The sequence below is a fragment of the Ignavibacteriales bacterium genome, from assembly GCA_016214905.1.
Taxonomy (GTDB): domain Bacteria; phylum Bacteroidota; class Ignavibacteria; order UBA10030; family SZUA-254; genus PNNN01.
Genome location: JACRMQ010000008.1, coordinates 1 through 22992, shown reverse-complemented (window position 1 = coordinate 22992; position 22992 = coordinate 1). Strand labels below are relative to the sequence as shown.

General features: G+C 39.8%; 17 protein-coding genes. 8 read left to right on the top strand and 9 right to left on the bottom strand.

Translation table 11 applies throughout. The annotated features are described in order from the left end of the window. Positions 1–32: 32 nt before the first annotated feature. The gene (locus tag HZB59_12985) at positions 33–1379 is read left to right on the top strand and encodes a hypothetical protein (protein ID MBI5022343.1); all 1347 of its coding nucleotides are present in this window, start codon (positions 33–35) and stop codon (positions 1377–1379) included. A 27-nt stretch (positions 1380–1406) separates the two neighbouring features. Next, a complete protein-coding gene (locus HZB59_12980; protein ID MBI5022342.1) occupies positions 1407–2489 on the top strand; it encodes a redoxin domain-containing protein in 1083 nt (360 codons plus the stop codon). Positions 2490–2531: 42 nt separating this feature from the next. Here the strand turns inward: HZB59_12980 and HZB59_12975 are convergent, their stop codons facing one another. Next, on the bottom strand, positions 2532–3014 hold the full coding sequence (locus HZB59_12975) for a hypothetical protein (GenBank protein ID MBI5022341.1): 483 nt from the start codon (positions 3012–3014) through the stop codon (positions 2532–2534). A gap of 396 nt (positions 3015–3410) precedes the next feature. Here HZB59_12975 and HZB59_12970 point away from each other — a divergent pair, with 396 nt between their 5' ends. Further along, on the top strand, positions 3411–6149 hold the full coding sequence (locus HZB59_12970) for a T9SS type A sorting domain-containing protein (protein ID MBI5022340.1): 2739 nt from the start codon (positions 3411–3413) through the stop codon (positions 6147–6149). 399 nt (positions 6150–6548) lie between these two features. Further along, positions 6549–8114: a T9SS type A sorting domain-containing protein gene (locus HZB59_12965; GenBank protein MBI5022339.1), complete on the top strand. Its 1566-nt coding sequence runs from the start codon at positions 6549–6551 to the stop codon at positions 8112–8114. A gap of 84 nt (positions 8115–8198) precedes the next feature. Here HZB59_12965 and HZB59_12960 read toward each other — a convergent pair whose 3' ends face one another. From HZB59_12960 to HZB59_12940, 5 genes are all read right to left on the bottom strand, one after another. Then, entirely contained in the window at positions 8199–9773 is a 1575-nt protein-coding gene (locus tag HZB59_12960) for a hypothetical protein (GenBank protein ID MBI5022338.1), read from the bottom strand. An 18-nt stretch (positions 9774–9791) separates the two neighbouring features. After that, positions 9792–10940, bottom strand: coding sequence for a hypothetical protein (locus HZB59_12955; protein MBI5022337.1), 1149 nt, complete (start codon positions 10938–10940; stop codon positions 9792–9794). A gap of 44 nt (positions 10941–10984) precedes the next feature. Then, positions 10985–11848: a hypothetical protein gene (locus HZB59_12950; GenBank protein MBI5022336.1), complete on the bottom strand. Its 864-nt coding sequence runs from the start codon at positions 11846–11848 to the stop codon at positions 10985–10987. 141 nt (positions 11849–11989) lie between these two features. Next, positions 11990–12670 (bottom strand): response regulator transcription factor, encoded by a 681-nt coding sequence (locus tag HZB59_12945; protein ID MBI5022335.1) that lies wholly within the window; start codon positions 12668–12670, stop codon positions 11990–11992. A gap of 1 nt (position 12671) precedes the next feature. Next, entirely contained in the window at positions 12672–15062 is a 2391-nt protein-coding gene (locus HZB59_12940) for a HAMP domain-containing histidine kinase (GenBank protein ID MBI5022334.1), read from the bottom strand. Between the two features lie 54 nt (positions 15063–15116). Between HZB59_12940 and HZB59_12935 the strand changes: the two genes are divergently transcribed. Continuing rightward, positions 15117–15344 carry a hypothetical protein gene (locus HZB59_12935; protein ID MBI5022333.1) on the top strand — a complete coding sequence of 76 codons (228 nt, stop codon included), beginning with the start codon at positions 15117–15119 and terminating at the stop codon, positions 15342–15344. Here HZB59_12935 and HZB59_12930 read toward each other — a convergent pair. The 3 genes from HZB59_12930 to HZB59_12920 form a co-directional block, all read right to left on the bottom strand. Next, positions 15337–16848, bottom strand: coding sequence for an insulinase family protein (locus HZB59_12930; protein MBI5022332.1), 1512 nt, complete (start codon positions 16846–16848; stop codon positions 15337–15339). The genes HZB59_12935 and HZB59_12930 overlap by 8 nt on opposite strands. Beyond that, positions 16848–18182: an insulinase family protein gene (locus HZB59_12925; protein MBI5022331.1), complete on the bottom strand. Its 1335-nt coding sequence runs from the start codon at positions 18180–18182 to the stop codon at positions 16848–16850. The genes HZB59_12930 and HZB59_12925 overlap by 1 nt, the downstream gene beginning before the upstream one ends. Before the next feature lie 91 nt (positions 18183–18273). Beyond that, positions 18274–18984, bottom strand: a complete 711-nt coding sequence (locus HZB59_12920; protein ID MBI5022330.1) for a hypothetical protein — start codon at positions 18982–18984, stop codon at positions 18274–18276. 224 nt (positions 18985–19208) lie between these two features. Between HZB59_12920 and HZB59_12915 the strand changes: the two genes are divergently transcribed. The 3 genes from HZB59_12915 to HZB59_12905 all read left to right on the top strand — a co-directional run. Further along, complete coding sequence (locus tag HZB59_12915; protein MBI5022329.1) at positions 19209–20801, top strand: beta-N-acetylhexosaminidase; 1593 nt, start codon at positions 19209–19211, stop codon at positions 20799–20801. A 22-nt stretch (positions 20802–20823) separates the two neighbouring features. Beyond that, positions 20824–21906: a carbohydrate-binding family 9-like protein gene (locus tag HZB59_12910; protein MBI5022328.1), complete on the top strand. Its 1083-nt coding sequence runs from the start codon at positions 20824–20826 to the stop codon at positions 21904–21906. Between the two features lie 98 nt (positions 21907–22004). Then, a partial coding sequence (locus HZB59_12905; GenBank protein MBI5022327.1) for a sodium:solute symporter occupies positions 22005–22992 on the top strand: 988 nt, incomplete at its 3' end.

Genomic DNA, 22992 nt, shown 5'->3' with positions numbered 1-22992 from the left:
AAATCAAATATTATATTTTATGGGTGCTTGATATGAAACGTATAATTTGTATAATTATTGTGTCTTTTTTAATTCTTTCATTGAAATTAGGCAATACAGGATTTGCCCAGGAAAAACCAAAAGAATCTTGCGTCACGGCAAAGTGTCATAGCGGTATTGGCAAGGCAAAATTTGTGCACGGCCCTGCTGCGGTTGGTGAATGTATTACCTGCCATCAACTTGTAAAAGATGAAAAACATAAATTTGTTCCGATAAAAAATTCAGAAGAGACATGCAATAAATGTCACGAACCGATGGAGAAAAAAGGAAACCTACATTTGCCTGTTGCGAAAGGAGAATGCACGAAGTGCCATGACCCTCACCAGTCGGATAGACAATTTCAATTAAGGAAATCTTCAACAAGTGATCTCTGTTTTTCGTGTCACCCCAAAAATCTTATGACTAAAAAATTCACACATGGACCGGCAGCAGAAGGTGAATGTTTATCGTGTCATCTTCCGCACATGAGCGAGAAATCGAAATTGCTTTCGAAAGAGACTAACGAGCTTTGTTTTCAATGTCACACAGATTTTCAGGAATCATTCGCGGCAGCAAAAAATATGCATAAACCTGCACGTGAAAATTGCGCTAAGTGCCATAATCCACACAGTGCTGATGCAAAATTTTTATTAAGTTCAAACCCTCCGGATCAATGCTTTGCTTGTCATCCTGCGATTCAAAATTCAACGACTAAAATGTCGGTGAAGCATTTAGCTCTTGATGAAGAAAAAAAGTGTATGGCTTGTCATTCTCCGCACACGGCAAACCATATAAAACAACTTACAGAAGAACCGATGACGCTTTGCCTGAAATGTCATGATAAGCAGTTGGTTGCGAAAGGCAGCAAACTCTCGGATATGAAGACATTGTTCGATAAAAATATCAATTGGCACGGTCCAATCCGCGAACGCGACTGTTCGGGATGCCATGAAGTTCATGGCTCGCAAAATTTCCGCCTCTTAACTCAAACATACCCGCCGGAGTTTTATTCACCCTTTGCTCCGGAGAAATATGAGCTTTGTTTCAACTGTCACCAAAATACACTCGTACAAGATCCTGCAACCATGACATTAACGGGATTCCGGGATGGTAGCAGGAATCTTCATTATCTTCATGTCAACAAAAAAGTTAAAGGGCGAACCTGCCGTGCATGCCATGAAACTCATGCGAGCAATTATGACAGACACATCCGCGAGGCGGTTCCATTCGGCCAGTGGATGCTACCGATCAAGTTCGAGAAAGAACCGAATGGCGGAAAATGTTCTCCGGGATGCCATGCACCATTTAGTTATAAGAGAAATAAAAACGAGACCCTTATTGAAAAAACGGATGAGGAATAATTGTTATCCACGTTGAAAGAATGGGTGATGGTAATTATTAAAAGTCAAATGAGATATTTAATATTTCTTTTAATCACCGTAACACAGGTCTATTCCCAATTAGCGATGCAATCGCAAGCTCCGGATTTCAGTCTGAAGGATATAAACGGGAACATTTTTTCAACCGAGAAACGGTTTACCGGAAAATTTACGATCGTTTTATTCTGGGCTACATGGGGTCACGACTCAATTGAAATGATTGATACGGTAGAAGAATTATATAATCGCTATCATACGCAAGTGTTGGATGCTGTTGGAGTATGTGTAGAGCAACAAGCAATTTCCGACTCGTTGAAGCAACGGATTGTCGAAACAATAAGCAAGAAGAAAATATCATTTCCAATTGTTTTCGATGAACAGCTTAAAACATTTCGCCAATATGGTGTTATTGCAGTCCCAACTACATTTGTTATAGATGAACAAGGAAAGATTGTTTATCATCTTTCTGGTTTCACTATCGTGGGTAGGGAACAATTGTTCGAGTTTGTCCGTGAGCGATTTGAAGGGAAACGCAATCTGACTGTACAACACAAGTTTTCTCGTCAACCCGACAAACATGCGCTACGTCTTTATAATATGGCAGGTATGAAGTTCAATCGCGGAGAACTTGATACTGCGAAAAAATATGCGCAAGAAGCAGCTTCTATTGACACTGGTTTTGCAGAACCACTGATTCTCTTGACCGAAGTTGCGCTTGAGGAATCGAACATCGAAATAGCAGATAAAAATATTTCAATTGCTCTTAAAATTATTCCGGGTTCAATTGAAGCACTCAGTTTATCGGGATTGATTGCGGCGAAACAGGGAGATACCACGCAAGCATTGGATATTCTAAAAAAAGTGTTGCAACAATCCGATACCATTGCGATTGCGCATTGTTATTTGGGATATTTGTTTGGAATGATGGGTAGACTCAGCGTTTCAGAAGAGGAGATGAACCGAGCCGCAGAACTTTCACCATATGATTACAGAATTCCTATGCTTCGGGCAGAATTATTAGAGAAAGTCGGTAAAAGTGACGAAGCAAAAGTTTTAAAAAAGAAAGCAAAACAAATTCGCCGAAAGAGATAACTTTCTCGGCGAATTATGGAGGGGGCTATTTAAAATGAATTATTATTTTCTATGGCAATAGAGACAAAGGTTTCCCTTAAAAGCTTTAGTTGTTCCTTCGACATCAACTCCACATTCATTATCCGCAGAATTTGTTTCAACCGATAACGATGCAAGCAGCTGTGGTTTTGCCACATGGCAGCTCAAGCACCCAATTTTTCCATCGATGAGTTTAATGTTCGGATTCAATGCACCTACCGGTACATACTCTCGGGGATTTTTATTTTCAGTTTCGGAGTACGACATCCCGATAGAATGATTTTTTGTTCTCATCCATAATCCGCGGTCAAATTCAATCGGAGCGTTTACCGGTCGTAGTTCAATCGTTTGTCCGCGAGAACCATCGTGACATCTCATACAATGTCGAGATTCATAATCGAGTTGCGATGATGGAATTCGAATTGAACCGAGGTTTTGAGATAACGCATTAAGCGAGATCATATTAACCAGGATTAAAAAAAATCCATATTTAAGATTTACCTTCATACCGTTCTCCATTCTTGATAGCATGAAGGTTTCATTTGTATGCCAGAATATTTTTCATGAAAATATCTTCTATTCATTTAAGAAATGATGATTTTCATAAAGCAAAAAAATAAATTGAAAATTTCTCAAAAATTCGGACAGAAAATTCTACAATTTAAAATTGATTGCAGACGAGTCTGTAGCGAGTAATTAAGTGAGTTGATCAAGACTATTTACGAGTGGGTTGGATGGTGAGTTAAAATTCTCATCAGTTATTATCAGTGATGAGATATCGGAAGATAGAATTTGCAAAATTCAATTAAATTTGTATATTCCGCTGCATTGGATAAATGGCATATATATTGCGCTAATTATCCGGTTAACTCATTATTACGTACATATTAAAGGAGATGTTTTATGTCACGTTTGTCATTAAATGTTCTAATACTTCTTCTTATTCTTGCCATGGGGAGTCTGTGTTACGGACAGATCCAGACTGTAAGAATAAATGTAAAAGGAGTTTCACCCGATCTAAAAGCCGCAGGGAGGTTTAACACTTTATCAAGTGGTTTACCAAATGTTGGCAAGGGACAAAAAGTTTGGTTGGAAGCATTAGCATTATATACTTCCGGAACCAATCCTATTAATAGTTGGATTGATACAATAATTACTGAAGATTGGACATTGACAAATCCACCCGGTGGATTTGCAACAATCGTTCATACAGATACAACAACATATTTTATCCCGGATACAACCGGAGAATATAAAGTAGATCTTACCGTAACTACAAGTCATGGTACTGGTGCAACAACCGTTTACATCAACTCAGCTTATTGGGTTGGTGTAGGAAATATTACAGGACCCGCAACAGATCCTGCATCTTGTGGATTCGGATGCCATGATTCTAAAATGGCCGATTGGGAAAAAACCGGACACGCAGGTATATTCGCATATAATGTAGATAGCAGTGACCATTATTCAGGGAACTGTGTTTATTGTCATACGGTTGGTTACGATGCGCTCGGAACTGCCGTCAATGGTGGATGGGATGATGTTGCAACAGGATTAGGTTTTGCAATTCCAAGTCCGCAACATCCGGGTGTTTGGGATTCTATTAAAACAAATTTCCCAACACTTGCAAACGTTTCAAATATACAGTGCGAGAATTGTCATGGTCCGGGCAGTTTGCACATGGGCGATAAATCGAACAATAAAATTGCAGTCAGTTACTCTGCAGATGTTTGCGGTCAATGCCATGGTCGAAAATTCGGACACATCAAAAATTATGAGTGGGGCAGTACTGCCCATGCAAAAGCGAAAGGTGAACCCGGTGAGGAGGAACACATGAACAGCGCAAATTGCGCCCAATGCCATACTGCTCAGGGTTTTGTTACTGAAAACTTAGGTCATAATGTTACAGGTGCGCCGTACCCAGATGTACAATCGGTTACATGTACAGCTTGCCATGATCCTCATAGCGATGCAAATTTTGCACAGTTGAGAGTTGCTTCTCTTGACGATGCTTGCGATGGATGTCATAAGACTCGAATCAGTGGGCGCGGTTTACATTATTCACTACAGGGTCCAATGATTGCTGGTGTTAATGGTACACCGTTTACTTTAGGAACGAGCGGAATTGGTACGTGGGGCGGATTGCAATTCCCAGGTTATCAATATCGTAATTCATCCCACTCAAGCATTTCGGGTACATGCGTAGAGTGTCATATGGCAACAATTGCCGGAGCGGATACACTTCTATTGCCCGGTATTCCATTCAGTCAGTATAGAGGCAAGCTTGGTGGCCATACCTTTAGGGTTGCATTTGATAATGATACACCCGATGATGCTACTGATGATATACTCAATCCGGTTGGATGTAAAGAATGTCACGGTACTGTCTCGTTAGAATTTGTTGAACAAAGCCAAGATAAGATAAAGGCATTACTGGAAGAGTTAAGAGTATTATTACCGCACGCAACAACAGGTGATACTACTCAACCGCTAACTCATACATCATCGCTTTTATCGACTGTGCAGAAAGCTGCGGCATACAACTACTTCTTCGTTGTCAACGATGGTAGCTATGGTGTTCATAATTATGAGTATGCCTCGGCATTGTTACGTTCTTCAATCGAAATGGTAAAGCTGGGAGCCGGAGCTGCCTCAATAGCTTCGATTACCGATATACCAAACGATCAGGGCAAACAAGTTCAAATAGTCTGGAATAAATTCCCGGCAGAAAATTATCCGGATCCTGTTACGAACTATTTAGTTCTCAGACAAGATTCAGCCGGAGTAGCACTTGGTAAAACCATAGTTACAGCATCCTCTTACAGAGATATGTTGCAAAAAGTTGGCGGTGGTAATGCGGTTTTATTGAGCGGCAGTGTTTGGACAAAAGTGGGTGAGTTCAAAGCACTCAAACAAACAATATATTCACTTGTTGTACCAACGCTATATGATTCAACGGCATCGGGATTGGTGACTACCATGTTCGAGGTCGTTGGTTATACAGCAACAAACGTGGTCTATACTTCTTCGACGATGAGCGGTTACTCTATAGATAATCTTGCTCCGTTTGCTCCGGCAATTGCGGCACAGAGCGGCAGCAGTGTTGTTCGTTTAGATATGAGTGTTCCGACTGATACCGATTTCAAATATTTTGCGGTGTATAGAGGCACTACACCAGACTTTATTCCAAGCGGTACACCATTAGGTACAACTGCCGATGTTCAGTATACCGATGCCGCGGTGACGGTGGGTGCGACCTACTATTACAAAGTATCAGCTTTCGATTTCTCAGGTAACGAAAGTAATTATTCCAATGAAGTTTCAATAATGGTAACCAGTGTTGGTGATGAACTCGGAGTACCGACGGAATTTGCGTTACGGCAAAACCATCCGAACCCGTTCAATCCAACAACTCAAATCCGTTATGAACTGCCGCAGGCAGAGCATGTCAAGATTTCAGTTTATAATGCACTTGGTATGCTGGTAACGACGCTCTTCGATGGCGAACAAAGCGCCGGTTATCAATCAGTTACATGGAACGGAAAAGACGATGCAGGTATGAGTGTTGCAAGCGGTATCTATCTCTACAAGATGGAAGCCGGTACAACATCGTTTACCCGTAAGATGATACTGATGAAGTAAAATAGAGCACATCGCTTCCACCGAGTGACTTGGTGGATCATGTGAATTAGGTGAAGAGAGTGGTTTTTCATTAAGCCACTCTCTTTCATTTTATCTGAATATTTAAAATCGTTTTATCAGATCAGATTTAATAGAATATGCGTGATATAACTCATTTTTCCGAATCTTATCTTCAGATATCGGTTCATCTTATTTAAAACACTCAAAATTTATTAAAATATCGGCATTCCGAAAAAAAATACAAAGATATATTAGTGGCATAGCAGTTGCAATTTACCCGATTACCTTGTACATTATTTTGGATTTAACAGATCGATGTATGTTGTATGAGAATTGTAATGGAATTTTTATCGGTAAATAATTCACGGTTATCAAATTTAATCACTGAAAGGTAAAGATATGAAAATTACCAAAATTATTTTGAGTTTAGCGGCGTTCATAATTTTAATTTCACAATCCGCCTTCGCACAAAATTATTCGGGTGTTAACTCCTGTAAATCATGTCATAGCAATGCAGGTGCCGGCAGAATACAGTACACTCAATGGGCGCAAACTTTACATTCGATAGGGTACGATTCGCTACCATCCGTCAAGAACCAAATCGATTGCGCGCCATGCCATCTAACCGGTTGGGATACGACAAAAGCGAATAAAGGCGCCGATGATTATATCACTAACAATCTGGATGGAACGTTTACAGTAGCCAATACAACTGAGTTCGCGAAGAAAATAAATGTACAATGCGAAAATTGTCATGGACCCGTACAAATCGGCTCCACAGCACCGGCTAATCATCCTGCTACCGGACCAATAAAAGGTTCACTCCAAAATCCAAATGCTGAACTCTGCGGTGGTTGCCATAAACGTGATCAGCAACCAACATATCCCGAGTGGCAGATTTCGAAGCATGCTTTTTCTGATACGAATGCCTCACCTTTTCTAACCAACATGTTTCGTAGCGATTCAAGTTGTTCCGGTTGTCATACCTACCAGGGATTTATGGAATTTATAAAGGATACCATAAATTTAGTGCCTCATGTGACAAGTCCTCCGGGTAATGCCGCAGTACCTCTTTCGTGCGTCGCATGTCATGATCCGCATTCAAAAGCGATCGATAAACAGTTGAGAATTGCTAAAGATCAGTTATGTCAGAAATGTCATAATCCCGAGTACGACCCGGCAAATCCAACACCGGGGAATGAAGTTCATAACACTGCTTCGTATATGTTCGAAGCAAAAGGCGGCTACGAGTATGCGGGATATAATTATCAGAGCTCTCCACATAAGGACGTAATCACCGACAAATGTATAACATGCCATATGTTTTCAGCACCGTATAACGGTCCGTCAGAACCGGCTAAAACTGGTCATACTTTTGAACCAAGCGGAAAATCATGCGTCGGCTGCCATAGCGATTTTGATACATTAGCGACAACATTCGATTATCGCGGAGTTCAAACGATGATCGACAGCATTGCAAATGTACTATCGCTTAAGCTCGCCGCAGCTTCACCGGCTGATTCCACGACAGATGAGTTTAAACGGGCGAAATTTAATTATGATTTCGTTATGAGCGATCTCAGTCGCGGTATACACAACACTCAGTACGCTCAAGGTTTACTCGAATCGGCAATAGCCAACTTTACGCCTTCAAACGCTGTCAAGATTATTGATGACGGTATCCCCTCGAAATTCGAATTAGCGCAAAATTATCCGAATCCGTTTAATCCGACAACTAAAATAATTGTCGATCTGCCCAGAAGCGGCAATGCGAGTTTGATTATTTATGATATTCTTGGAAACCGTATTGCAACATTGATGAACGGAACATTTAAACCGGGGAAATATGAAATCGCGTGGAATGGTAGCAATGATTTCGGTTCGGTGGTACCATCCGGCGTGTACATATACAAATTTGAGGCAGGTTCATTCACGCAGACGAAGAAAATGTTATTCATGAAATAATATCATTTGAATCGCAAGAGATTCTTCTAATTCAGAACTCCGATTTCTTCTTAGTAAGAAATCGGAGTTCTGCTTTTTTCGTAATCATCTTCCGGGTTTTGTTTCAGCCCACTCCGCGTAAATTGGTGGTAAAAACATCGATTTATTCCCGAGCAGTATATTTAAATAATCAATCCGTTGTACCGCGGGTATTTGTAGATTAGTTAAATACGATTGATCGGATATATTTTGCGGAAACCACTCGTGCAAGTATCCCTGAGCACCTAAAATATAAACCATCTTTTTGTTCGTTTCCGGTTTTATCGCCTCATAATTCAATTCAATACTTTCCGGTGGTAATAACACCGTGTAATTATCATCGACTTCCGCCAATGGCGCGGAATAATCAGTTTGATTTGGTCCGATCGCCGAGATGATTTTAATAGATTTTGGAATTAATTGCTGAGTCGGTGTCCAGTCGATCTGGATTCTATCTAACTTCCAAACATCGGCAAGGCAACTAAGTTGTATTTTTATTGTATCGCTTTTGATTTCACCTCCATTAACTCTGACAACCCGCGAAAACGGAACCGCTGTGGCTTCGGGATGCAGCAATCCAACCTGCTTCCATTCACTGCCGTTCCAAAGACTGACTTTCATTGAACTTTCCACAATCCATTTTTGCAGAGAGTTAATCATCTCAGGATTGTTTTCTACAGACTGCAAAAATGAGAGCGATTGATCTCCGAGAAATTCAAAAACATTCTTAAATACAACCTGACTGAATTCCGTGTTGATGGCAGTCAAAATTAATGACGCGTCTTTTCGATGGTTTATAAAATTGAGTTCTATGATATCATCAAAATTCGAACTTGTAACGGTAGGTATATTATTTGATTCCCAATATTCATTATCTACATAAAGTACCTTTTCTAAAACATCTTTACCCGTATTGTCGCTCGCGCTTAAGGGGATTACCGGAGTATATATAGCCCACGCATTATTGAATTCATCAAGGTGAACCGCAGCATTCATATTGGTCTCAACACCCGTCAATTCAATTTTGTTTATGTAGTGAGTTTCGGGACGCTCGTTGGAAATCTTGATTTTCAATAATTTATTCTCTGTTTTAAGAGAAGATAAAACAGTTGATGTGCATAGCTCAAGCGATTTCCCGAAAGCGATGCCGAACGCTTCACCATCAAGGATGAACCGGTTACCGTTCCAGCTATAAATATACGGACAAGAACTTCCACCACCGGAGTATTCCGGGTAATGCCGAATATCCTCAGTTACTGTAGCTCCATTCGTTCCATTTAGATTCGATATTACAAGTGAGCCGACGGCTGCTATGCCACCTACAGCTATAATCGATTTTAAAAAATCTGATTCTCTCGCGTGAATATATTTTATTTCCGTTAATTTTATATTACCATGGAAAAGAGATGGAACTTCTTTTTTTCGGATCTTACCAATTCCAATAAGAGTGGAGTCGGTAAGAGTGTAAGAATCCAACGTGTAAAGTGAACTATCTGCCGTAAGCACAGTGATTGGTCCTGTTTCTTTTGCAGACCACAATTGAGAACGCTGTGTGATGTTTTTATCTGAATAATAACATCCGGTTATACCAAAGGTTATTAAAACAATTCCAAGAAAAATAAGTAATAAGGTTGATTTCATAATTTTTTCCCTGAATGGTTAAAAATATAAAGAAACTCTTCCACCTACGCGGACTCCACCTAAACAGACAGTGGATTTCCCGCCATTCACCAATTGGATCTCGATTGGTGGTGCGTATGTGTAATTCGTGAAAATACTGCACGATAATCCGCTCTCGCCAATGAACTCGATACCGCATGAGAGCGGATAACCGGTACTGCCTCCGGAACTGCTGAGATTTTCCAGATAGTAAAAAGATCCGTCTTGAGATGTTTCACTAATTCGATTGTTGATTCCGTAGCGGCGATTGATTTCGTAATAATATTTTCCTACTCCAAAGCTGAGATATGTCCTCATCCATTTTTTATCAGAAGGATAATAATGATAAAGTAAAGATCCTGTAACCATATAAAATTTCTCGCTTCCATAAGCCCAGTCTCCGCTGCTCATTGGATTTCCGGTCTCAACAATAAAATGTAAATCATTATAGACTCTGATCTGGAGTGTTGCGCCTATCCATGGCGATATTTTAAACGATTGATTGTGTGGGGTAATTGTATAACCTTGAGATCGATATTTATCTTCAATTGCCGAGAATGCTCTATTCACCCCGCTGAAATCATAAGAAATTGAACTAACATTGACACCAAAAGCTAAATGCCACCGAGTCGTTTCTTTTTCTCCAACGTATTTCGGAAATGGTAACTCATCCGACCATGCTTTATCTATCTGATCATTTTGATTTTGATTCTGAACTTGTTTTTCAAATGGAGATTCCACAGCGGGGACCGAAATCCTGTTATCAGTTTTTATATATATCATCTTTGCATCCGAATCTCCAATTTTGTAACTGCCATCTTTTAATTGATCGTAATGATCTATCTTTTCAGAAATTGTCGTTATTAGTTTTTCAGAATACCAAACATTCGAATCGATACTGGTCCCGTGTTCATCATGTAAAAAGAACCTTATGAAATAAGATCCGTTATCAACTTTGTGAACTGTAGCGGAATCAAAATTTTCGTATTGAGGGAAAAGGGAATATTTGTTTCTTTCGTTCAGATTGATTGATGATCCAACTTTAGCGCTGAGAATCACTGTCAATATATCATTTTGAGCATGTAAATTATTCGATACGGAAAGAAACATGAACAATAAATAAAATAACAATTTAAATCTAATTGACATTATGATCTCCATTTTATTCAGAAGAAATCCGTGATAATAAAAACTTATTCAAGTCCGAAATTATAAACAAAACCAACCCACGGCATGAATGGAAACCCCTTTGTTGCGCCGCCGAGCGGAGTCAGCAAACCTAAATCGGCGGCTAACTGATCTCCAAAAAATCTGATACCGATTGAACACAACGCCACGCCGGAATTTGGTGGAATCCAGTTTTCTGTAATAAATTTAACAGAATTTGATGCACGTAATTCACCTCCCAATAATATTATCGGTTCATCTGCTAATTCACCCTCAACAAATCCCCAACCCAATCCGCACGTGAGGGCGGCACGATCTGTACCGTATGTTGCCACGCTGTACGCGATGCCAAAATTATACGATTCATCGTCGGGGACGTGAATGAACAATACACCCCCCGCAACATCAAATTTTTCTGAATGGATTGCCGTGATTTTAGGCGCAAAATAGAGTGCCTGCTCTTCTGCTCCGGGAATTAAAGACATACCACCTGCGAGAGTTATGCGATCGGCGATTCCAACCGCAAGCATTGGAAAAAATAATTCATAATCCGAAAAATATCCTTGTCCCGATTTTAATGAACGGGCGGTGGGTGCAAAAAATAATCTGGTGCGGTTCGGATCGGAACGATACGGTACTCCGAAGATAATTTCTCCGGAATACTTTATCATCGATTTAATTTGATCTTTAGGGATAATCATTTCGATGTTTGAAATGGTTCTAAGCTTGATCTGGTATTGTGTTTCTGTTAAAATTGTTCCTATAAAATTCGATCCGTCGGATAAAGTGATTTTATATGAACTTTCGGCAGTTGAATCGGTTTGAGCAGGCAGAATAGATGTGCCTATTATCAACATTAGAAAAAAATAAATAACAAAGATTTTAAACATAACTCGTTCCAATAAGTTTGAAGTATGTTGTCTTGATTATAATGTAATTCAGTCCGGTTAATAAATTGTCATGGAATTGTAAAAAATCGATCATCTTATTTCGAAATTAAACGAAATATGAATAATACCGGAGTAACTATTTTATCTGATAAACTTATATCCTGCCGTATGCACTGTAATCAAGTGTTTCGGCTCGTTCGGCAAATCTTCAATTTTTTTTCTCAATGAAAGTATGTAATTATCCACTGTGCGGGTAGTGGGAAAATTATCGTATCCCCACACTTCTTCCAGAAGCATTTCACGGGTTACAACTTCACCTTCACGCAGTATCAAATATTTTAAGACTTCCATCTCTTTGGTTGAAAATTTTATCCGTATTTCACCTTTGAATGCTTCTTGTTTTTTAAAGTCGATGTGAACGGAACCGAATGTAAATTCTTCGATATCCTTTTTTATTTCTCCTTTCCTCCGCAGGAGGGCTTTGATTCTGGCTTGTAGCTCCCGGATACTGAACGGTTTTGTAACGTAATCATCGGCACCTAATTCAAATCCCAATATTTTATCCACTTCTTCTTTCTTGCTTGTAAGAATCAGGATCGGAGTGTCGAATCCTTCTTTCCGTAAATCGCGGCAAACTTCGAAACCGTGTTTTTTTGGTAACATGATATCCAGAATAATCAAGTCGAGTTTTTCCTGTTTAACTATTCTGTGACATTTTTCTCCGTCGGTGGCTGTGATTACTTCATAATGTTCATCTCGCAGAGCCGCTTCCAGTCCGATTAAAATTGCCGGATCGTCTTCAACCACTAATATTTTTTTCATATTATTCCTCCATGCTGAGTGGAAATAATAATGTAAAAACGCTTCCTGTGCCAGGGGAGCTTTGAATTTCTATTTTACCGTTGTGAGCATCCATTATATGTTTTACAATTGCCAATCCTAACCCGGTGCCGCCGGCGCCGAGAGTTTTTCTTTCTTTTGCCCTGTAAAAAGGTTTTAGAATATGAGCAATATCTTCATCAGAAATTCCGATTCCCCTGTCTTTCACCTCGAGAGCCACCGAACCGTTTTTTCTGTATGTTGATATTGTGATTTCTTTTATGTCGTATGAATATTTTATTGAGTTCGTGACCAGATTTATGAGCGCTTCCGTAACCGCATCTTTATCGGCGTTGAGATAGCAATCCATGCCGCAGAGGTCAGTGTGCACTGTGCATTTATCGATCTTAAATTGATAATGCATTATCTTCAATACATGTTTTATGAGTGAATTTAATTCGATTTCGGTAAAATGATATTCTTTTACACCCCGCTCTATCCTAGAGAAATCTAGAACGTTGTTTATCAATCTTGTCAGTCGCTCGCTCTCGCCTTCGATTATTTCTAAATATTCTTGAGTGTCCGACTTAGAAATATTTTTACCGTTTCTAAGAAGTTCGGCAAACATTTTTATGGATGTAAGAGGAGTTTTCAGATCATGCGAAACACTCGATACAAAGTAAGATTTCAGTTTGCTCAATTCTTCCAAGCGTTGAGTTTCGGCTTGTTCAATTAATAACTTTTGTTGAAGTTCAATGCGCTCGATTGTCAATGTAGATTGGACTACGATAGAATTCAGCAGGTCAATATCTTCGCGTGAATAACGTAATCCCGATTTTTTTTGACCCAGTGAAAGAAAACCTATGACCTCTTTTTGTTCTGATATCAACGGAAAAACAAGCACTATTCCCCAGCGAAGAAATATATTCTCATCAGGTGTTTCGTGCAAAATACCGGCTTCTATTTTATTTTTCACCGCAATCGGAAGATCGAGCCGAATCCCCAATTTTTCGGTGTCGATACGGAGACTGTGCTTTTCTAAAAGATCAAAATTATGATGCGCGAGGAGCAACAAATGTTTACCGTCACCGTAACGGAAAAACCCGATCCGTTCAGTCTGCAAAAGATCGTCAATTTTGGTTATTAACAGCGTAGCAAGATTCTGAATATTCACGCATTTTTTTATATCATCTATAAATTGCAGTTCCGCCTGCCTGAAATCATATTCAACACGGAAAAATAATCTGTCGACGATTAATTGAACCCGGCGCCTGATCGGTTCAAACGATAATGCGATCATCGTAGCGGTAATTGTTGAGACAATTAAAGATGTTTGCACCGTAAACACGGTAACAATTTTGGCGATAATAGCGACGATTCCGATGTATGTGACCAGCCCGATACCGATCACTATAAGATATACGGAACTGCGGTTGATAATTAGATCGATGTTCATCGCGTGATACTTCAAAATCGAGGTGGCAAAAGTGATCGGGATGAATAGTACAAAAATTTTAAAAAGAATTTCGGATATGATCGGAGAATATCCCAGGGCGATCGGTAAAGCCCAGAAGAAAACGAAAGGAGAGGGACCTATAGAAAGACCGTAAAGTATCCATCTGATTTTTTTCTTATCCGATTGAGATTCCGCTTTTTGATATGAATAAATAAAATTGAGTATTCCCAAGAGGAGCAACAAAAATACGAAGCCGTTTTGAATCATAGAGATCGATGAGGTCTCGCGGTAAAGCTCAACTGATTGTGCCCTTGCCGCCTGAAGGTATTTTGAAGCATGTATAAGTGCGATAGCCGTTCCGACTGTATAAAGCAAGCCGATTATTTTTTTATAACTCTTCCATCTCGTGGAAGGAAAAACAAATGTGAAATGCAAAAAGTAAACCGGAACGATGGTATAAGCGAGAAAGAATATTACGGCGGCAGGATATCCTATCCACGAAGGGTTGATTGTGTAAAGTGTTTTCGCCCCAACTATATCGGTTGCAAGTGCGGTTGAAGCTAAATGAAAGACCAGCGAAGATCTGTCTTCCGGTTTTCGATAATAAACAAAAGCTCCGACAACGAAGATTAAAACTATAATTATTCCATCAAATATAATAAATGCTCGCGGATAATAATATTCAAGTTGTACTTTGTTCCGCGTACCTTTTATATTATTTTCAATAACAATCTCATCTCCCGGATGTAGATTGCTGAGTATGAATTCTGCCTCCTCGTCGTTCAACACGCTAATACCGTTGATTACCGATGGATAATTTTCTGCATAATGTTCAGGTAAAAAAGGTTTTTGATATAAATGGTGCAGTGCTATCGCTGCAAAGCAGAGGAATGCCAAATCTAGAATTGCTACCGTCAGTCGTGATCGATTCTTTGCCATTATTGGTTATTTCAACATGGATTTCGTTCAATATGGAAGCAGAAACGTATATTTATGCTACTCTATTTTACCGATTTCTATTTCAAGAAACAAGTATTATCGAAAAGTTTCCCACACGCTGGTTTAACAAAAGATGCCGTCTCAGGTTTTTATCACTTTTTAGAGTTCCCGATAACTTTGACAAGATTTGATGAAAATAATAAAGGCAGGTATATCGCCGATCTGACGAACAACCCGCCCATTTTATATTTCGATTTAACTAAGTTTGACCTGTTTATTTAACGAATAGGTTCTCAACCTTTTTTATTTTAACCTGATTCGGCTTAACCTTTATCGGAAAAGAACCGATCTCTTTATCTTCCGCGAGAACCGATTCCGGTTTCGGAGTCTTATAAGTAATCGGACTTACCACATCGTTAATCAAAGCGTTTTTAAATGACTGTGCGTCTTTTGTAATAACCGCAACCTGTATGTTTTTAGTTTGCCAGTGTTTTTTAATCGCGGCATTCACATCTTCATGTTTCAATTCACTCATCATTTTTCGGAACAACTCCAAATGACTTCCATCGACATTGTAGAACTTATCGTCTATGGCATACCCCAACCTCTCCATTGTAGTCGGCGCGTAATGGAGAACATAATTCTTTAAGAATTTTTTTGTCAGGTTGAATTGATCTTCTGTCATGCCGTTATCCACGAGCTTCTTAAATTCACGGAGTGCGGCACGCAGTGTGAAGTGACGGGTTTCGTTGGGAACGGGGCGAATCCAAATTTCGAATATCTGCTGGCTCCTGCTTACATTCTGCGGCGGCACTGAGCGCCTTCCGCCGTTAGGGAAATTCTCGATATATGCGTAATCACCGTAATTCAATCCGCGTGCTTCGCGTATAACCTGATACAAATGACTGCTTGAATTGCGATGCTCACCCAACCACGATGTTGCTATTGCAAGCGCGTACCAATCTTTTGTTCCGCGTAATACATTGATCGGAAAGCCCATGCTGATTGCCGTAGCCGGGGCGTCTTTTTCTATCATTGTGAATTGATGTCCGTTGATATTCTGCGGTCGCGGTTTAGCCGGAGATTTTATAATTCCATCCGGTAGAGTTGATAAATTATTTTTCAATTCATCGATCAACTTCACATCATATCCACCACCGACTCCAATAACGAAATTATTCCTAGTGTAATATTTTTTGTAAAATTTCCGGATATCATTCAAAGTTATACTTTTCAATGCTTCGATTGTTCCGGATGTAAGATGGCCATAACCTGTTCCCGCGAATATATCGTTGTAAAGAATTGCTTTTCCCAATTCTTCGTCACTGGCATATCGTAAAGTGTTCTCGATATAATTTAATATTTGACTTTTGATTCTATCGAGATCTTCCTGTTTAAATGCCGGATGCAAAATAGCATCCATGAACAGCGGATAATATTCAACAAGATTATCTTTATGGATTCTTCCTTCGATTATGGTCATCTCCACATTGACCGTTGCAGAGTAACCGGCGGCAAAAGGGTAAAGTTTGTCGAGTATCTGCTCGTAACTATTTTTATCGGTTGAGGCATCCGTCAACATTTGTGCCGTAATGTTGGCTAAGCCCTCTTTTCCTTTCGGATCGTTTTGTGAACCGACTTTGAACCAGATTCGGAAGGAAATAGTAGGATCGTTTTTCACAGGCAGCAGCACTAAGTCCTTATCCGATATTTTTTGTTCGGCAAAAGTCATGGCAGTAATCGTGATTATGAATAAAGAGAGGATTGCGTAAAATATCGTTTTCATTATTTGGCTCCTTTCAAAACAACAACTGTGCGCCGCTCGGGAGTAAAATATTTTTGCGCGGCTTTTTGAATATCTTCCGCTGTAATATTTTCAAGTTTTGTGTATAACCGATCAACAATATCGATACCGCCTGTGATTGCGACCAACCTGGCAAGTCCGCCGGCGACATGATCAGGTGTATCCAGACCCATTAAGAAACCATATTTATTTCGTTTTTTCAGATCTTTAAGCTTTTTATCATCGACCGGATTAGTTTTAAATGATTCTAAGGTTTTAAAAACTTCATCGCGTATGTAGTTGATATCATCTTCACTTTTTATCATAGAATAGATTTCGAAAAGTGGCAGATCGCGGTTCATCGGAATTCCCGAACCGAGAAATTGCACCTTCTGTTCCTGAATAACCAACTTTTTGTAAAGTTCGCTGTTCTCTCCGAAAGCAATGTCTCCCAGCAGCATCGCGGCAACATAATCTTTATTATCCGGATCAAACGCGTCGCCTTTGTAAGCGATATCGATTATCGGTAAAGTTTTACCGGTGTATGCTACTTCACCGGTTCGTTCTTTTGTTTGCGGTGGTTCAGGTTGGATAGCCGGTGAAACATAACCTTTTTGCCATGAGCCGTAATATTTTTTTATCAGGTTTATAGTTCCGTCCGAATCAACATCACCTGTAATAAGAATTACAACATTTTCAGGTCGGTAGAATCGGTTTAAGAAAGATAAAGAATATTCATATTGCTCCGGCATGGCTTTGATGTCAGCTTCGAAACCCATTGTTGTGTGTTTATAAGTATGCAAATCGAACGCTAGGTCTTGAACTTTTTCGTTCAGAAGAGCGAACGGTTGGGTTACATTTTTACGGTATTCGCCGTATACTGCTCCCGCTTCGGTTTGGAACGGCTGCTTTTCGTAATATAAATTTTGAAATCTGTCTGATTCAATATCAATTACCGTTTCCAGATCATCCTTTGCGAAGTTCATGTGATAACATGTGTAATCGTCAGTCGTGTAGGCGTTGGCATCGGCGCCGATGCTTGTGACTATGCTATCGTAAACGTTTCCGGGATATTTTTTGGTACCTCGGAACATCATATGCTCGAAGAAATGAGCGAATCCCGATTTGCCCGGCTCAACTTCATCACGACTTCCTGTTCGCACAACGGAATAGTACGCGACCAAGCCCGGACTTTCCATCGGCACTAAAATTACCGTTAAACCATTCGGTAAAGTTTCTTTCACAAATTTGTAAGGGAAAATAGATTCAGCCACAGCAATGTTTCCGATAAAGATTGCCATGAAGAGTAATATACTTACTCCAATCATTTTTTTCATAGTCTTTCTCCATAATAATTGATTGATATGTTTGCCGCTTTCCATTTTTGCGGCTATTTAAGTAACGATAATTTGAGGCGGAATGTTTCACTTAATTGAAAATTCCTTCGAGTCCCTGATAATCGGTATGCATTTTCTTGATCGCTTCTACAACCGTTGTTTCATCGTCTATTTCATTTACAACCTTCACCAGGAATTTCACTGATTTAGCTAATTGCGCTCGCTTCGATTGAAAAGCTTTTTGTTTCGATATCATGCGTTCCGGTAATTCGTATTTAAGAAGAGAATCCATCCTTGCCGAAAGTTCGATAACCGAAGTTTTTATCTTGTCCTTTTCGTATTTCGGCATGTAATAATGATAAAGCGGATAGAGTACTTTGTGAAACTCATCCACTTCTTTCAATACAGGGCGAATAGTGCGAACGAGCTTTTCATAACCCGAATGTAAATTTTCTGCGGCATCCATAATTCGCTGTGTATCTGTTGTGGCAACAGCTTTTTTATATTCGGAGACGACTTCGCTCAGAGATTTTACGCCATCAACCCACTTTGTTTTTTTATCGCGGAGGATGCCGGGTAATTCCACTTTCTGAAGTTTTACAAGGTGGCTGTCAATACCGGGCACAAGTTCTTGCATCAATTTGAGATTTTTGTTGGGCCACGCATCGTGCCAAAGCTTGAAAATCACCGTGTGAAAATCTTTGAGTTCAGGAACCTGCGATTCCATTTCGTCATGGGTTTGAGCAATGATTGAAGAAGGAATCAAAACGATAGATATCAAAAGGAATAAAAACGATTTCATACAAGGATACCTTTCTATAATGGAAATTTAGCAGTAATTAAAATTAGCGTTAATTATAGAAGAATGAATATTTGAATAGGCAAATATACAAGGAATAAAGGTAAGTTTCAAAATACAACATTAATATTTTTTATGAGAGGATGTAAAAAATATCTTGGAATAATGATTGAATATTTCGATATTTCTCTAATTTAAAACTATGGTTAACAGCAAAAACAAATTTTATGACGTTAAAACTGGTCATTTCAATATTTTCAAGCTTAATATTTTTTTCAACTCTTTTTAGTATGGAAAACTCAATCTCAATCATCCCAAAACCATCGTACATTGAACAGCACGATGGCTCGTTTACGTTGAATGACAGCACGAGAATAATTATTGCAGTTAAACAGCTTCGACAAACCGCTGAAATGCTTGCCATGCGATTGCGAACCGCTACCGGATATCCTTTTGAAATCACTACATCAAAAAAGAAATCCGGAAATGCAATCATCCTCTCTCTTGATCCAAACCTGAAACGCCTCGGTAAAGAAGGATACCAATTTTCATCGACGGAGAAATCGGTTGTCATAAAATCTTCAACACCAGCAGGTCTATTTTATAGTGTGCAAACATTTTTCCAGCTTCTCCCGCCGGAAATTTATAAAGGTGATCCGATTAGAGATACACTCTTGTCAATTCCATGCGTAACTATCGAAGACAAACCACGTTTTACTTGGCGTGGAATGCATCTCGATGTCTGCAGGCACTTTGCTCCAATAGATTTCGTGAAGAAGTACATTGATCTTCTTGCATCATATAAGATGAACAGATTTCACTGGCATCTTACCGAAGATCAGGGATGGAGAATCGAAATAAAAAAATATCCGAAGTTGACAGAAATCGGATCAAAACGTAAAGAAACAATGGGCGACAGCACGCCTTACGGAGGTTTCTACACCCAAAATGAAATCAAAGAAGTGGTTAAATATGCACAAGATCGTTTTGTCACAATCGTGCCGGAGATCGAAATGCCCGGACACGCACTTGCCGCGCTTGCCGCATATCCAGAGCTTTCATGCACCGGCGGTCCGTTTGAAGTGGAAACAACATGGGGAGTTTTCGAAGATGTTTATTGTGCCGGGAACGAAGGCACATTCAAATTCTTGAAAGACGTTTTAAGTGAAGTGATTCCATTGTTTCCCGGCAAATATTTTCACATAGGCGGAGATGAATGCCCGAAGGAACGCTGGAAGAAATGTCCGAAGTGTCAGGCAAGAATTAAGAAAAATAAACTCGGCAACGAGCATAGACTGCAAAGTTATTTTGTCCAGAGGATAGAAAGATTTTTAAGATCGAAAGGGAAGCGGCTTGTCGGTTGGGATGAAATACTTGAAGGCGGTCTTGCTCCGGGTGCAACCGTTATGTCATGGCGCGGAACGGAAGGCGGGATTGCCGCTGCGAAAGCGAATCATGATGTTATAATGTCTCCGACATCGCATTGCTATTTTGATTATTATCAGGCAAATCCTGATAGTGAACCGAAAGCAATAGGTGGATTCTTACCGGTAGAGAAAGTTTATGGATTTGAACCGATGCCATCAGGGCTTAAACCGAAACAAGCCAAACATATTTTGGGCGCGCAGGGCAACGTATGGAGTGAATATATGCCCAACACAAAACATGTTGAATACATGGTTCTGCCAAGAATGCTTGCGATGAGTGAAGTGGTCTGGTCGGAAAAGTCACAGAGAGATTTTTCTGATTTCATGAAACGATTGCAGCCGCATTATCAGCGATTGAACTATCGCGGATTTAATTTCAGAGCAACCAAATAAAGGTTATATTCTTAAAAATTATATGATAAAATATCTCTTATTAATACTGCTAACCGGTGTACAACTTATCGCTCAACCCGTTACGAATCCGAAAATAGATTTTTCACCCGAAGCGTATGTTTGTTATAAAACCGCCTCACCGATTAATATAGATGGTAGAATCGATGAGCAAAACTGGGAGAAAACTGAATGGACAGAAACCTTTGTTGATATTGAAGGTGAATATAAACCTCATCCACGATTTCAAACAAAAGTAAAAATGCTGTGGGATGAAAAATATTTTTACATTGCGACGGAACTTGAAGAACCCGATGTATGGGCAAACCTGACTGAGCGGGATGCGGTAATTTTCTATGACAATGATTTTGAAGTGTTCATCGATCCTGATGGTGATACTCATGAGTATTATGAATTTGAGATGAATGCACTCAACACAGTTTGGGATTTGTTGCTAATCAAGCCATACCGTGATGGCGGTCCGGCTGTTAATGCTTGGGATATAAAAGGATTGAAATCAGCAGTGCATATTGACGGTACGGTTAATCAGCCATACGACAAAGATAAAGGATGGACAATCGAAATAGCATTCCCATGGGATGTTCTGAAAGAATGCGCTCATAAAGATTTGCCGCCGAAATCAGGCGACCAGTGGCGGGTGAATTTTTCCCGAGTGGAATGGAAGACTGATGTAAAAGACGGAAAATATCAGAAAACAACCGATCCAAAAACTGGGAAATCTTTTCCAGAAGATAACTGGGTTTGGTCGCCGCAGGGATTAATCAACATGCATTGTCCGGAGATGTGGGGATTCGTTCAGTTTTCTGATAAGCTTGCCGGAATTGAAGCAGAACAATTCAAATTTAATACTGATGAAAATATTAAGTGGGCTTTGCGTCAAATCTATTATGAAGAGAAGAAATACTTCGAGAAGAATCATAAATATACAGACGATTTAAAAGAACTTGGTCTAACTGATCTCAAAATGGATGGATATAATGTTCCATTAATTCAGAGTACTTCCAATTTATACGAAGTGATTGCAACTGAGGTGAATGGCAAAGCTAAGTGGCACATCTCTCAGGATGGAAGAACCTGGAAAGACTAATACTCTCTTAGCGTCACTTTGCGATCTCTACGGTTAAAAATATTACTGCTAATGGCGCACAGGAACACAAAGATAAAATAATTTAGAAAGTGAAATAATTGAACTTAACTTGGATTGATTGGTCGATAGTACTCGCTTTACTAATACTCATGCTCGGCATGGTGCTAATCAGTAAACGACTTGTGAAAAGTGTGACAGATTTTCTTGCCGCGGGTCGAACAGGCGGCAGATATGTTATCAGCATGTTTCAAGGCACTGCGGCACTTGGTGCAATAACTGTCGTCGGTGCGCTCGAGATGAATTATGTTGCCGGTTTCAACCTGCGATGGTGGGAAATGTGGACGGCAGTTATACTCGTCGGTATGAGCGTTCTCGGCTGGGTTGTCTATCGCTTCCGGCAAACACGAGCCCTTACGATGGCTCAGTTTTTCGAAATCCGTTACAGCCGTAAGTTTCGTATTTTTGCGGGATTGCTGGCATTCGTATCAGGTGTTATTAATCTCGGTATTTTTCCTGCGGTAAGTGCACGCTTTTTTATTTACTTTTGCGGCTTGCCTGATTATATAAATATTCTCGGTATACCTGTCTCAATGTTCGCTGTTGTAATGTTGATAGTAATTTTTATTCCTATCTACTTCATTTTCTCAGGCGGACAAATCGCTGTGATGTTCACCGATTTCATTCAGGGCGTTTTTGTCAATATTGTCTTCGTGCTGATTGTGATTGCATTGATGATGCAGGTAAATTGGACCCAGATCTCAGATGCATTGACAAGCGCACCACCAGATTCGTCGCTGATTAATCCGTTCAACTCAAGTAATGTAAAAGATTTTAATTTTTGGTATTTCTTTATCGGTATGCTGGGACTTATCTACACAAAACTTTCGTGGCAGGGAAATCAGGCATTCAATGTATCTGCAAAGAGCGCTCACGAAGCGAAGATGGCTGATGTTCTTACAAACTGGCGGCTCATTCCGCAGTGGGGATTGTTTCTTGTTTTCGTTCCTGTTGTCGCATATACAGTTTTTCATCATGTTGATTTTAAAAGAATTATTGACTCTATTCAACCGGCGCTGAACGGAATAG